The organism is Rhizobium vallis (assembly GCF_003985155.1).
Taxonomy (GTDB): Bacteria; Pseudomonadota; Alphaproteobacteria; order Rhizobiales; family Rhizobiaceae; genus Rhizobium; species Rhizobium vallis.
This window is the reverse complement of sequence record NZ_ML133722.1, coordinates 1-12548: the sequence shown is the minus strand read 5'-3', so window position 1 is coordinate 12548 and position 12548 is coordinate 1. Positions and strand designations below refer to the sequence as shown.

At 56.6% G+C, this 12548-nt stretch carries 10 protein-coding genes and 5 pseudogenes; 3 read left to right on the top strand and 12 right to left on the bottom strand.

Going from position 1 to position 12548, the window contains the following annotated elements; genetic code table 11:
• From tnpC to EFQ99_RS34445, 10 genes and pseudogenes are all read right to left on the bottom strand, one after another.
• A partial coding sequence (gene tnpC / locus EFQ99_RS34495) for an IS66 family transposase (protein ID WP_245441638.1) occupies positions 1 to 1527 on the bottom strand: 1527 nt, incomplete at its 3' end.
• A gap of 62 nt (positions 1528 to 1589) precedes the next feature.
• Positions 1590 to 1937 (bottom strand): IS66 family insertion sequence element accessory protein TnpB, encoded by a 348-nt coding sequence (tnpB, locus tag EFQ99_RS34490; RefSeq protein WP_097603726.1) that lies wholly within the window; start codon positions 1935 to 1937, stop codon positions 1590 to 1592.
• Positions 1934 to 2314: an IS66-like element accessory protein TnpA gene (gene tnpA / locus EFQ99_RS34485; RefSeq protein WP_097603725.1), complete on the bottom strand. Its 381-nt coding sequence runs from the start codon at positions 2312 to 2314 to the stop codon at positions 1934 to 1936. The genes tnpB and tnpA overlap by 4 nt, the downstream gene beginning before the upstream one ends.
• A 101-nt stretch (positions 2315 to 2415) precedes the next feature.
• Positions 2416 to 2892, bottom strand: a pseudogene (gene nodD1, locus EFQ99_RS34480) (transcriptional regulator NodD1); the annotation flags it as partial.
• 166 nt (positions 2893 to 3058) lie between these two features.
• Positions 3059 to 3391, bottom strand: a complete 333-nt coding sequence (gene nolE, locus EFQ99_RS34475) for a nodulation protein NolE (protein ID WP_012489573.1) — start codon at positions 3389 to 3391, stop codon at positions 3059 to 3061.
• Positions 3392 to 3933: 542 nt separating this feature from the next.
• Positions 3934 to 4477: pseudogene (gene istB, locus EFQ99_RS34470) on the bottom strand (IS21-like element helper ATPase IstB); the annotation flags it as partial.
• Positions 4464 to 4758 (bottom strand): annotated as a pseudogene (locus tag EFQ99_RS34465) (transposase); the annotation flags it as partial. The pseudogenes EFQ99_RS34465 and istB, both read right to left, overlap by 14 nt.
• A 75-nt stretch (positions 4759 to 4833) precedes the next feature.
• A complete protein-coding gene (locus EFQ99_RS34460; protein WP_012489572.1) occupies positions 4834 to 5490 on the bottom strand; it encodes an FkbM family methyltransferase in 657 nt (218 codons plus the stop codon).
• A 194-nt stretch (positions 5491 to 5684) separates the two neighbouring features.
• Positions 5685 to 7741: pseudogene (locus EFQ99_RS34455) on the bottom strand (carbamoyltransferase family protein).
• A 760-nt stretch (positions 7742 to 8501) separates the two neighbouring features.
• The gene (locus tag EFQ99_RS34445) at positions 8502 to 8918 is read right to left on the bottom strand and encodes a hypothetical protein (protein WP_011053452.1); all 417 of its coding nucleotides are present in this window, start codon (positions 8916 to 8918) and stop codon (positions 8502 to 8504) included.
• Positions 8919 to 9093: 175 nt separating this feature from the next.
• On the opposite strand from EFQ99_RS34445, the gene EFQ99_RS34440 reads away from it, so the two are divergent.
• The 3 genes from EFQ99_RS34440 to EFQ99_RS35330 all read left to right on the top strand — a co-directional run bounded on the left by EFQ99_RS34440 (position 9094) and on the right by EFQ99_RS35330 (position 10895).
• Positions 9094 to 9768 (top strand): MreC domain-containing protein, encoded by a 675-nt coding sequence (locus tag EFQ99_RS34440; protein WP_029875595.1) that lies wholly within the window; start codon positions 9094 to 9096, stop codon positions 9766 to 9768.
• A gap of 128 nt (positions 9769 to 9896) precedes the next feature.
• Positions 9897 to 10436 carry a hypothetical protein gene (locus tag EFQ99_RS34435; protein ID WP_004679185.1) on the top strand — a complete coding sequence of 180 codons (540 nt, stop codon included), beginning with the start codon at positions 9897 to 9899 and terminating at the stop codon, positions 10434 to 10436.
• A 174-nt stretch (positions 10437 to 10610) separates the two neighbouring features.
• Positions 10611 to 10895 (top strand): hypothetical protein, encoded by a 285-nt coding sequence (locus EFQ99_RS35330; protein ID WP_010065539.1) that lies wholly within the window; start codon positions 10611 to 10613, stop codon positions 10893 to 10895.
• A 91-nt stretch (positions 10896 to 10986) separates the two neighbouring features.
• Here EFQ99_RS35330 and hemN read toward each other — a convergent pair whose 3' ends face one another.
• Positions 10987 to 12333, bottom strand: a complete 1347-nt coding sequence (gene hemN / locus EFQ99_RS34430) for an oxygen-independent coproporphyrinogen III oxidase (protein WP_096765067.1) — start codon at positions 12331 to 12333, stop codon at positions 10987 to 10989.
• An 88-nt stretch (positions 12334 to 12421) separates the two neighbouring features.
• Positions 12422 to 12548 (bottom strand): annotated as a pseudogene (locus EFQ99_RS34425) (nitrogenase); the annotation flags it as partial.

Genomic DNA, 12548 nt, shown 5'->3' with positions numbered 1-12548 from the left:
GATTTGACGTCCGAGCCGGTCAAAGCGGCGATTGCCCGGAAAGGTCGCCCGTTGCGCGATGTGGACGCGGACACGCTTCCAATGTTTACATACACTTAACGAAGGGGTGCATAATGAAACACGTCTCCCTATCGGACGCAACGCCCGCTCTGCAGCGTTGTTATCGATTGCAACACGGCCGTCTTCCAGGAACAGGCAGAATGAGGACCACCTGCTCAGGCCATACCGGAAAGCGCCCGCCAGATCGCTCTTGCCGGGGATACGGGTCAGTTGCGCTTCGGCCCAGACGCGCAATGCTTCGACCTTCCCCTTGCTGTGCTTCTGGCGCGTGGCAAGACGGATATCGGCAGACTTGCCTGCAATGCCGCGCTCGATGTCGTAAAGCGCGCCGATACGGTCGAGAGCCTCGCGCGCAATCTCGGATTTGTTCGAGGTCCAGATATCGTGGAAGTCGCGCCGCCAATGAGCCCAACATGAAGCCTCCCGGAAGCGGCGTTTCCCGTCCGTTCCGGCCTCATATAACTTCGTATATCCTTTGTAGCCGTCCGCCTGAAGGATGCCGCTCGCCTGCTTGAGGTGACGGTGAACGTGCTCTTCCTTCCAGTCGGGAGCAAAATAGTAGACCGCACCGGGCGGAGCTGTGCCCGCCCATGGGCGTTGGTCCCGGACATAGGTCCAGAGCCTGCCCTTCTTCACCCCTTTCCCCAGCCCCTTGTCGCGCAGAGAACGATCCAGAACCCGGATCGGCGTGTCGTCGGCGTGGAGAAGGTCGCTGCTCATGATCGCGGTTTCAATCAACTCGATCAGCGGCAGGAGCACCCGCATGGCGCGGCCACACCAATCAACCAACGTGCTGTCGGGGATATCAGCGCCCATGCGGGCGAAGATTTCGTTCAGGCGATAGAGCGGCAAATGGTCGTCGAACTTCGAGACCAGGATGTAAGCGAGCAGTCCAGCGCCCGCCATGCTGCCCGGTATGGGACGGCTGGGCGCGGGTAATTGCACCATCTTCTCGCAACAGCGGCAGGACTTCTTCAGCCGGGCGATTTCGATGACCTTCATCTGCGCGGCGATCATGTCGAGGATTTTGCTGACGTCTTCGCCGACAAGCCGCAGTTCGCCACCGCAGGCGGGGCAGCACGTACCCGGATCGAGTTCCCTGTGCTCGCGAGCGGCCTTGTCGGACACGCGCGGACGGCGGCGCATGGTCTTTTCCGGCATGATTGCCTCAGACACGGCAGGCACCGCTTCCTCGACCTCGGTGAGCGGGTCGGTGCTGCTTTCCGAGGCGGCAATCATCAGGTCCTCCAGCGCCAGTTCCAACTGCTGGATTTCCCGCTCGATCTTTTCCGACGATTTGCCGAAGCCATGTTTCTTCAGCCTGGCGATGCGCAGCCGCAGCGATTGGATCAACTGGTCATGCGCCTGCAGGGTCGCCGACATCTTCGCGTTTTTCGCCTCAAGCGCAGCGATCATTGCCTTCAGGAAGGCCGGATCATCGGGAAGATTTTGGCTCGCGCTCGACATGAACCTGACTACCACAGGTCAGAGCCAACATCCATAAAAACACGCAGATTCAGTGGGATAAATCAACTAACGCGGGCCGGGGGAGCACCCCAGTCCGGCCGCCGCCAATCAATCCCTTCCCAGAGCATCGCCAGTTGAGCAGACGTCAACCGGGCTGCCCCATCTACTGCCGACGGCCATGGAAACCGCCCTTTCTGCAGGATTTTATAATAAAGGCAGAACCCCTGACCGTCAAAATACAAAAGCTTCAAACGGTCGCCCCGCCTCCCGCGAAACGCGAAGACCGCACCTCCCGTCGGCTTCTGGCGCAGCACATCCTGGGCAAGAACAGCCAGCCCCTCGATCCCCTTGCGCATGTCCGTGACACCGCAGGCAAGGTAAACCCGAACACCTGTCCCAGGCCCGATCATACCGCCTCGATTGCCCGGATCAGGCGCTTCAGAGCAACCACGTCAACATCGCCGCTGAAGCGAAGGTTTCGTCCGCAGCGCAATTGCAACTCCATCATCGCAGGCAAAACCTGCATGCCATCGTCAGTCCGAGCCTCTTCGTTGTCTCCAGGGGGCGGCATGTCCAGCGGCAGAAACACTGGGGTCGGCGGTGGCAACAGCAGGCCCTTCTTCCGCAACTCACGCCGCCAGGTATAAATCTGCTGCCGCGTGACCGAATACCGGCGCGCTACCTCAGTCACCGACGCGCCATCGAACCCCACCGACAGCACGATCTCCAGTTTGCTCTCATCACTCCAACGTCGGCGACGTTCATCGCCGAGAATTTCCACGCGCATCGCAGGCCTCGCCTAAAACACGTCGCTAACGACGTCGTTATAGACGGGTCATAAATAAGCGCGGCTATTTCCAACAGGCGGCCACAATCGGGCGGTTACTGTGCGCGCGACATGAGCAATTCCGGAAAGATGAGAAAATCGGCGTCACCGCGCCGCAAGTAATCATCGTAGTTATCGGCGATCGGCAGCAACTCGAAGCTGACGGCGGGCGCTTCTCGGGCGACACGCGTCACGACCTTTTCAAAAAAAACGAGTGCGGCGTAATCGGAAAGAATGACTCTGAAGCAGCGATCCGATTGAGCAGGGCAAAACGGATCCCAGGATATGATCGAAACCTGGATGTGAAGCAGAGCCTCGCGGACCGAAGGCGCGAGCCGCTCCGCACGCGGGGTTGGAACGGGTTCGCGACCGACCATGGTAAAAAGGTCGTCATTGAAATAGGTGCGTAACCTGCCGACGGCCGCGCTCATGGCCGGTTGGCTCAAGTTGATGCTGCGCGCTGCCGCCGTGAGGTTACGCTCGGTCATCAAGGCGTCGAGTGCGACGAGGAGATTCAGATCAAGGCCCTTGAACCGCATGTCTTCATCCATAGCGAGGTGGCGAGATAAAAGGTGAAAAGGCTTGGTCTCGCAGTGCGGCGCCACGAGAGATCAGCAAGCAAAGGGTCGCCTAAAATTGAGAAAGTATCGATGTTCCAGCCGCCGTGGCTTTGATGGTCTTACTGCTACCTTCAACCGACACGATTCAGTGGTGCCTGATCATTCTGGCGAGTAGCAGTGTTTTCCGAGGATAAAAGTTTCGGTCTGCGACGTCGATCACTTCGGCGCCTTCAATATGTACTTCGGGGGGTAAGACGCACTCGTAGCACTCACCTTCTTCGGCAGGAGTATCTTGGCAATTGAAGTCTTGAGTGTGCTCCGCTGAATGGGCTTTGTCAGCACCATTCAGGTTTGCGCGGGGGTCACTTGCCGCCGGGCCACAATCTTGGTTACGATCATCTGCTGCAAGTGACGGCCCGGCCCGCAATGTCAATGCGAGCAACGCTGCAACGATGACGTAGTAACCAATAACCTTCATGAGACGTTTCCTTTCTTCGGCTAAGGCCAGGCGATACCAGGTAGGATTGATGCCATTCCCGCCGCCAGTGCTTCGGGGCTACAGGCGTTGTTGGATTGGTTGAGAGCCTTTCAACGGATCATACCCGGTGGAGTGGAGACGGCCGTCTATGGAGCATCCGCGAAAATTGGTGAAATCTATTGTTTAAATGCGAGTCATCCATTTGATGCATGTAGACGACGTCTTGCCTGCCCGAACCAACAAGTGTCGCCAAACCCACTGTTTTCAGGGGCGCCTTTTCACCCAGTCCTTCTATCCTCAGTGGGCTTGCGCATGTCGTTGCCGCCATCCCCTTCATCCGGGATAGCAAAGGGCGCCGCGTGCGGGAGGGACACCCCTGCGTCTCCCGTCAGGCTACGACATTTTGTTCGATCGGCTGCCTTGTATGGAGAAGACCGGATTCCTGACGTTTCAGTGTCATCGTTTTGCAATGAGATAGAGGTAATGGCCGCAAGCCAGCTGGGTCGACCACGTTTGGCTTCCATCGCGGAACGTCGCCATTAGCTTTCGACGTTCATTTCGAATGATCGTAGCGTGATGAACAAGTCGGTCCACCGCGGCAAGCGTCATGGCCGGGTCCGGAAAGACTCGGTTCCATTCTCCAAAGGGCTGATTGGCGGTGATGATGATGGAGCGCCGCTCATATCTTGGGAGATGAGTTCGAAGAGCACGCGGGTTTCGGCCTGGTCCTAGTGACGTAGGCCAGGTCGTCGAGGATAAGCAGATCGAACTTGTCGAGCTTTGCGACGGCGGATTCGATCTGGAGTTCACGCGGTACGACCTGCAGTTTCTGGACGAGGTTGGTCGTGCGAGTGAACAGCACCCGCAACCGTTCTCGATCAGCGCGAGGTCGAGGGCCGCGGCGAGATGGCTCTTTCCGCCGCCCGGCGGACCGAACATGAGGATATTGGCACCTTTCGCGACCCAGCTGTCGCCAGCGGCAATGGCCATGACCTGGGCCTTGGAGACCATAGGGACTGCATCAAAATCAAAGCTGTCGAGCGTCTTTTCCGGTGGCAGGTTTCGCCTGGGCAAAATACGCCGACGCTTTGCGCAGAATCTCGTTGGCCTGACGAAGCTCGCGGCTCTCCCGCTCAAGAGCCTTCATAATCTCGGCGACATCGTTCGGCCGGCCTGCTCGCTTACCGCTATCGACCTCGGTCTTCTTCACCCATTCGTGTAGCGTGCGTGGCCGGCGAGCAGCCGATCTGGGCCGCGATAGATGAAGCGGCAGCCCACCGCGCGGGGTGCTCGGCTTCGTGATCCAGCACCATGCGGATGGCACGCTCACGGACTTCAGGCGAGAATTTGTTCGTTGTCTTGCTCATATCGGCTCCAATCTCTCATGAGTTGAAGCCTCCGGCAAACTCGGCGCGGTTCTTGAATCCCAAAAAGGGAACCGGCTATAGGCTTGTGTTTTTAAGCAAAACGTCACCCTCCACTCCTCGGGGATACTCAACTACCATCTGGAAGGAAGGTAAGAGCTCAAGAATGGCGCGCAGGGGAAGCTGGCCTTCATAAAGCTCATGATCACTATCCTCAGTATATATGTAACGCGTTCTCATCAGGATCTGATTGCCACCGGCAATAACGTCGGCCTCGGCTCCCTGCACATCCATCCAGATGAGATCTATATTCTCTAGGCCAGCTTCGCTGCACCAGTCATCCAGCCTCCTAGTCTCAACCGAAATCGGAGGGTCAAACCGAACCCACTCGTACTCAGAAAGATGGTTCTTGGGACGGCGTATCGAGCCCGAGAGATCCCATTCCTTAGCGCTGTCATTGCCATTGCTGGGATGAAACTCGATCATCCCGTTTCGGTCGCTGATCGCAACCTCGGATAGCCTCATCCGATCCCGATCAGAACCCATTTTCTCCTTGAAGCGTGCAGCGGCTCTGGGGTCTGGCTCAAAGCAATAGAGCTGGGCGCTCGGAAGAAGGCGCAGAAAGCGTTGAGCATCGCTTCCGTCATTGCACCCAATGTCAAAGATTACAGGGTTAGGCTTATCGAGAAGCGAAACGATCTGTCGATGTACGTTTAACTCACACACCGGATCCATCACAGTCTCCTTAACTTTTCGAAGTGCCCCTGCTGAACGAGCTCGGGCAGGATATCACTGAAATACCGAGCCATTTGGCCCTTCTTTCGACATGGTTGTTGACGCGTCGCCGTGCGATTAGGTGGGCACGGCGCATTGTCGGTCGCGGGCTTTGTTATTCGCGAGTTTGTTTGGCGTAACGAAGCGACCCCAAGCTATGCTGAAAGCCCACTAGTCACCGAGGCCTCAGCGGGGACGGATACCTGTGATTTGCGGCCACGTACCGGGCTTAAGCATATGCAACGCTGCTCCCAAATCTGCCGAAGTTCATTTAGGAAAGTCTCACGACTACCTGAAACAGGCGCGATTCCATCCAAAATGTCGCCAACCAGGGCTTCTCCCTCAATCCTAATTAGCTGTTCAAACAACCCCGGTGAAATACGCACGGCCTGCAGGCTGGAGGCGCCTGTGCGGATCTCACATACAGTCTCTTGCCGATCCAGGGTGGAATATGCACGCGCCTGATGGAGACTTGCGTAAGGTGGCAAGGAAACTGCTAGTTTATTCCACTCCTCCATCGTTGAGATTCGCTTCTTGACGAGAAATGGACCGATGACAAGTGCATCCAGGTCGGTCGTCAAAAAAGTCGTTACGGCATCCCTAACCGAATCCACTACCGGCTCGGCGTTGTTGTTAAACGACGTGTTGAGCAAGATCGGAACGCCGGTTCGCTTCCCGAAAGCATTGATTAGCTCCCAATATGCGGGATTTGTCTCGCGTGACACTGTCTGCAAACGAGCCGTACCATCTACGTGCGTGATGGCGCCTAGCGAACTACGCTTGGGTTCGCGCACAGACACTACGAAATTCATAAAAGGAAATTTGCGCAAGGTACCTGGCAGATCAAAAAATTCCACGGCGTCCTCCTCCAATACCGAGGGAGCAAATGGGCGGTAGCCTTCCCGCTTCTTGACCATCATATTAATTCGATCCTTGTTTGACGCCGGCCTCGGATCAGCAAGAATACTCCGGTTGCCTAGCGCCCGTGGACCGAACTCCGAACGCCCCTGCACCCAGGCGATCACGGCGCCATCCGCAATCCAATCGGCTGCTTTGCCTGTCACGTCATCACTCCGTTCAATTTCGAGATGCTGGCCCCAAGCAAAAAGTTCCTCCTCCACGCTTCCTTCGCTCTCCAGGTCGGGTCCCCAATAGACGTTTTGCAAACGCTCACGAGGTGCCGGATGCCCCAGATCATGAGACGCCATCAATGCGGCGCCTAGTGCGCAGCCAGCGTCATGGGCAGCCGGTTGCACGAAGATGTCGTCAAACATCCCCGAGTACAGCAGCTTGCCATTCAAAGTGCAGTTGTGAGCCACTCCTCCGGCCAAACACAGTCGTTCGATGCCCGTAACCTTGGTGTAATGCCGTAGGACGTGGAACACGATCCGTTCCAGTGCTTCCTGCAGTGAAGCACTCACATCTTTATGCTGCTGCGTGAACGGCATGCCTTTCTGGCGTATTTGAATGTTACTGAGCAACGTAGGACCAACTCGGTCGAGATGGACCCGATAACCACCGTCGTCTAGGAGTTCGTAAAATTGTTCGAAGATCTCGCGGTACGAAGCGGGATTGCCGTAAGGTGCCAGACCCATGATCTTATATTCATCGAACGCGCCATAACCTAGGTAGCGGATCGTTTCCAAGTATAGCAGCCCTAGAGAATCATTCTCCGGAAATGTCACGAGTGGCTCAATCTCCGTGCTGGAACCAATCGCCAAAAGCCCCGAAAGAAAGTCTCCACCGCCGTCAATTGAGAGGACCAAACTTCGCTCGAAGCCCGACATGAAAAACGAGCTCACCGCGTGCGACATATGGTGGCTCACGAACGACACACGTGAGGGATCAATTTCGGCACCAAATTCTTGCCCGAGTAATCCGCACAACAACAGTCTCGCGTCCGGTATTGGGGTACTTGGGTGAGAGAGGCGCACGCGCTCGAGCACAGCGTTGCAATAGGCCTCGGTCGCATAATACGCGATGCGGTCGATGTCGCTCAGGTGAACACCTGCAGATGCGAGGCAATATTGAATCGAACGCGTTGGTAACTTGTTGGAGTGCTTGTCCGGTTAAGGCGCTCCTCCTCGACCGCCGCTATCACTCGCCCGTCGCGAACGAGAACCGCAGCCCCATCGTGCATAAAGGTGTTCGGTAGATCGAACGAATTTTCGTAGACTCTGCTTAGACCGCCACTGAGCCCTAGACACAGCATGTTGCTCTCCAGTTCGTTTCGAAAGGTAGGTCGCTCTGGTCTGGCCACCGGCTTTCGCAGTTTCATAGGGTGGCGCTTGACAGTGCAGCTAGAGCTCACGGGTCGAAGCCGAAATCAGATCGTGACCGGATCGGTGAGATTGCCGACAATCGGCGCTAACAGAGCCCCAGACCGAAGCATTTGCGGCAGTAACGCCGCGTAACGTATCCACATTACCCAGTCCTTCATCTTTCCGCCCGACAGCCACAACGACGTTTGGTGGTCGCTGCAAAGGTCGCAGACCGTATCCTTGCAGCGGCGAGTGCGCCTGCGTTGGCTCCGAGGCATAGCACACAGAATTCCGCCGCCGGCCTCCGTCATTCGCATATGCGCCAGCACCGAACTCAGCTCCCACGCGGTGGGGCCGCCATTGATAATCACGTCGAACGGCGCCCACGGCGTGAGAACCGATCTGCAACAAACGCTAGAAGGGGAAGCAGTAGAAAGATGACCAGCGCGCGGTGAAGACGAATAGGAGGCGGCATCGACCGGGGCAAAAGTGCGTCCCGTGAGAGCCCACTGAAACGTCGAGAAGCAACGACCAAGATTCTACCCGATCACGTCGAGCGCAAGATAACGATCGAGACCAGGCAGCAGACCGACTGCCTCATCTCGTTTTCCCAGCACAGTCTCCACGGCACCCGAGGACCCATTTTAAGAACTCCGAATTACGGCTTTTACAAAACGCTTCTTCAGCGTCTTCTAATGGCAACCGTTTCGATCAGTAAAATCGATTGTTTGGATGGAATGCATTCACGAAAACGATGGCGTGACTCAGCAGTGAAGCGAGCGGCGACCCCATCCTTCTCTCTATGGCGGCCGTGTGCAAGGCAGATCCGCCTGTGACATTCGACCGACAAACTCCTCGTGTCTTGTCATAAAAGCAACACTCCTTCGCTACTCTTGTTTCAGCCGACAAAGCCAAGCCGCATGTTCGTCTCGGCACATCAATGAGCCTAATGGCGGCGCTAGCTGCAAGGAAACTGCGTTCGGTCTTGGTCAGCACCGCCGCTGCGAGTGCCGCGAAACGTGGGCCAAGCGCTTCAACATTTTCCCCGGCGTAAGTGCGCAGCATCTGGTCTTTGAAGCGCCAGCCGACGAAGGAGAAGCCTGGGTTGGTGCGCGGCTCCTTCACCACTTTAGGGACCGGGACGATAAATCGGCAGAGGCCGCGGTAACTCCAAAAAATAATGCGGCGCTAAAAAATTGGCCTCAGGCTAGACCGTGGGTATAGACTGGTAGTCCGGTAGGCGCTATTCGTGCTGTTCCAGCATAACATCAGCCACCCCGTGGATTCTCCAAGGCCTCTTATATTGAAAAAAGTGCAACGCAGTTTTGCCGTCGAGTACAAGAACGGCAGGCGAAAACTTGATGCCAGATCGAACTCGATCTGGGGCAATGTGGATCTAAAGTCAGTCGCGCGCGATCTAGAGGAAGAGGCATTGCCTTTTCTGTCAGGTAGCTCTCAGAGTGGCAAACCCGACAGCGAAATGTCTTTGCCGGAACAAGATCAGGCCGAGCAGTTGTTGACAGCGCCTCTCGGGCCGTCGACAACTGCATCAGATACACAGGAGATGAGCATGGCCGACGAGACTAATACGACAACCAAGGTCGATGGACAGACCGTTGTCGAAACGCCTAATGCGCCGAAGAAACAGCGCAAACCGCGCGCCAAAAAAGTCGCGGCACTCGAGACCGCGTTAGCTGACGCTACGGCAGAGCCGGCAGCTGCGCTGGCCGGGGACGGTGGTGTGAAGAGGAGAGGGCGCAAGACAAAGGCTATCGAAGCCACGGCGAGCGCCAAACGCGCACCTGTGCGCCGTGCTCCAAAGGCTGTGCAGGCAGCGCCGGCTGCCCCGATGACGGCGAGCGATGAAATGGCAGACCTTTTGCAGTTGGAAGAGGAAAATCAGCGGCTGCGCAAGCTTCTTGCTGGAAAACTTCGCGCTGAAAATGAAGATCTGCGCAAACGGCTCAAGCTCGATTGATATAAGCAGCCGGTCAATAAGCGACCGGATCTACATTCTTATCGAGACAAACAATTCGGCAACGGTAATGCTGTTGCCGGACCCCAAACTCACTGCCTGCTTGCGGGATAAAACGCGAGGTCGGATAGATGGCGTCTCCCTGGAAACTTCTTGCCCGACTGATCTCACCGGGTCGCGAACAAAAGCGAGAAAACGGCTCGGACCAGAAGGTTACGCCGGACACATTGGCCATTGCCGGTCCGACCGAAACGCCTGCCGAGAAGAGCCTGATAAGCGCCGTTCGACCGGCAAGCGAGGGGCCTCCCCGTCACGGCCATTCTCCTGCAATTTCCACCGAGTTTGTTGTTTCTAAGGAAGTCGGAATCGGTGGCCACGATCAGGTCGAAGGCCAAGATGCCAAAAACGTTGAGGCGGCCGATCCACCTCCATTCGGCGGGCTTAGTACCGACATCGCCGCTGGGCACGATGCTACGAGGCTCGAGCGAACTCTCGAGGTCGCCCCGCGTAAGAAGGCATCAGCCGCGATTGCAAACGCTGCCCCGGCAGTTCACACTGCGGACCAGATGAGCCTCGACGAAGACATCAGGGTGCTCAGGAGGCAGCTAGCCAGAAAGCTAAGGCTGCAAAACGCGCAGTTGAGAACAATGCTGGAGCGGTTTGAACGGTGACCTGTCGCAGTGCAACAACCTGTCGCCCTGGGCATGTAGTGGAGCCAGCGGCAGCATCACCTGTGTACGGCAAGGACAAATAATTGGGGTCCGAACACGGTCCCATTTCGTCGAGATCAACGACAAGAGTGTTTAGGCCATGTTCTAGGCATTTAACCGCGCTCGATCGCCACCGTGAACATCGAGCCTGCCGCAGGTTTCCTGGATGCGCGTCTCCGCCGCCTGCGCAATCGAAGCCGCATTGGTGGCGTCAAGCTGAACTGTCCGGGCGTCTGGTCCGTTTTGAACGAAGGTGTCGCCTGCTTCAAGTTGGCGCGCGCAACCGAGCCGGTGAAGCCGTGCTGCGCCAGACCTTTCACGATATTTGACGGCGGATTTCTTTGCCAGTGGCGAGAGCTGAACTGTGACGCGATCGAGACCGACACATGCCATGGACTGCGAATTCAGCGATCGATTTAAAATCGAGCAATTGGGGGCTTGCCTCCTGCCTAACATCTCGACGAACTCGAGCTCGATTAAGTGATCACTCCAAGGTCCTCCGTTTGCCAGTCTAGATCGGCTGGCGGCCAAGATAAGCATCGAACGCGGCAGCGACATGGCGAAGGGCAGAGCGACGTTCGTGCCGCACACGGACTAAACCGTTGTCAAACTCAACGATCCCATCCTCAGCCAGAATCTCTAGCTGCTTAGCTGAACTCACTAGATGGGTCTGATCAAATCCCTGAGCCGTACAGATTGCTGATATGTCCGCCTCCAAGTAGCACATGAGCTGTTCGATGATTGCAGCTCTTACGCGATCCTCGGTAGCTAAACGGTAGCCCCTTGAGATCGCCAAGCGGCCGGATGCTATGTGCCGGTTATAACAGCTTTGCGTGAGATCGTTTTGAACGTAACCGTCGCCGCAACGACCAATGGCGGACGCGCCCAAACCGATGACAGTTGAGCAGGTTTCGGCAGAGTAACCAAGCGAATTTCGGCGCAGACGACCAGCTCTCTGTGCTATTGCAAGCTCGTCATCCGGCAAAGCAAAATGGTCGAGACCAATTTGCAGATAGCCTGCTGCAACTAACGTATCGGCCATGGCTGAGGCCTGCTCAGCTCGCGCGGCTATATCGGGCAGTGCTGCTGTGTCAATCAAGCGCTGATTTTTTCGAAAAGATGGAACGTGGGAATAACCGAAAACCGCGAGGCGGTCGGGACGCATCGCAATAGCTAACATAGCGCTCTCGAGACAGGACTGGACGGTTTGGTTCGGCAAACCGAACATCAAGTCGAAATTGATACGCCTGACCCCATACAGGCGGAGGTTTTCGACGGCGGTCATCACTTGCGCCTCGCTCTGAATCCGGTTGATCGCTTTTTGTACGACGGGATCGAAGCTCTGCACACCGACGCTTGCGCGATTCACACCGGTTCTTTCTAGGGCTTCGGCCATATCGGTGGTGAACGTGCGCGGGTCGACCTCAACGGCAATGGTTGCACCTCGCTCAAGCGCAAAACGGCCGCGCAGGAGTTCCATTAGCGACAGGAAGTCTGCCGATGGCATAATGGTCGGGGATCCGCCGCCAAAGTGCACGTCACCCACGGAGAGTGCCTGCGGCACTTGCTCGGCGACCAGGCGGATTTCCTCGCGCAGCATTGCTAGATAATCGGTTATCAAAGTGTCCCGACGAGTGATGCTAGTCGGAAAACCACAATACCAGCACATCGAGCGGCAGAATGGAATGTGGAGATAGAGCGAGACAGCGTCATCAGTTCCCTGGCTTCTCAGCCATTGCTCATAAGTGTGGGCGCCGATTTCTGGAGAAAACTCCTGTATTGTTGGGTAGATAGTATACCAAGGCAACTGCGCCCCGCTATTTGTGTTCGGAACGAAAATCGACGACGGTGCGCGCAAAGACTTTCGCCTGCAGTCCGTGTCACGTTCACATACAATATTTGACACGTTTTTTTCCTTCGAAAGCGTGGTCCTATTGGGCACATGCCACGCCCGGAATGGACTTGATGTTCGATTTGACGTCGCATTCGGAAAGGGCCTTCGGCTCATCGCCAGGCTCGTCGCCGCTCGTTGCGACGCTGAGGTGCTTCTTGCGGCGCTTCGCCGCCTTGTCT